This is a genomic window from Halomonas sp. MES3-P3E (genome assembly GCF_002836035.1).
In the GTDB taxonomy this organism is placed as follows: Bacteria; Pseudomonadota; Gammaproteobacteria; order Pseudomonadales; family Halomonadaceae; genus Vreelandella; species Vreelandella arctica.
Window position 1 is genome coordinate 1 of the sequence record NZ_PJBT01000117.1, and the last position, 856, is coordinate 856.

Annotated in this window: 1 protein-coding gene; it reads left to right on the forward strand. The window is 54.6% G+C overall.

Features of this window, described 5'->3' with window-relative positions; genetic code table 11:
- Window positions 1-203: 203 nt before the first annotated feature.
- Window positions 204-856, forward strand: a 653-nt coding sequence (locus CXF87_RS12170; protein ID WP_157826532.1) for a L,D-transpeptidase family protein, incomplete at its 3' end; no start/stop codon positions are given.

Genomic DNA, 856 nt, shown 5'->3' on the forward strand with positions numbered 1-856 from the left:
GGCGAGGTGACCCCGATGCAGGGCCTAACTCCTTTCACACGCACCGGTAGTGGCCCCGCTTGGATACTCGCTGCGGTGCTGACACTGCTCGGGTTACAACTGAACTTATCTCGATCAAAAAACGACGCATTAGATGAAAAAGGAACCTAGCGATGCTCTTGGCAAAGAACGCAGCAATACTTAAGAGATTCCTCCCATGGCCAATGCAGATCGGCTTCATCGTGAGTGTGATGGTTTCGTTTCTGGCATGGCTCCCTGTCGCCATGGCGGCACAACCTTCCACTGCCCAGGAGACGGAATGGCCCAAGGGGCATTACCCGCTACCTGAGGAAGGCAATATTATCGGAGAGGCTGACACCTTCATCGTGAAGAATTACGAGGATACTCTGATTGATATTGCCAGACGTCACAACCTTGGCTACCAGGAGATTGTACGTGCTAACCCAGAGGTCAGTATTTGGGTGCCCGGAGTGGGTACTGAAGTAACCATTCCAGGACGCTTCATCCTGCCGAATGTCGAGCGTACTGGGGTCGTCATCAATATCGCCGAGCTGCGGCTTTACTACTACCCAGATGTCAAAACCGGTGAGACACCGCGCGTTGAGACCTATCCTATCGGCATCGGTCGCGAAGGGTTTGATACACCCCTTGGTGTGACCGAGACCACCATGAACATTAAAAACCCCGCATGGTACCCGCCTGAGTCGGTAAAACGTGAAGCGGAAGCACGCGGCGAAACCGCACCAAGCGTTGTACCGCCCGGCCCCGATAACCCGCTAGGAGACCATGCCATCATCCTAGGCTTCGATGGCTATTTGATTCACGGCACCAACCAGCCCGATGGCATTGGCATGCG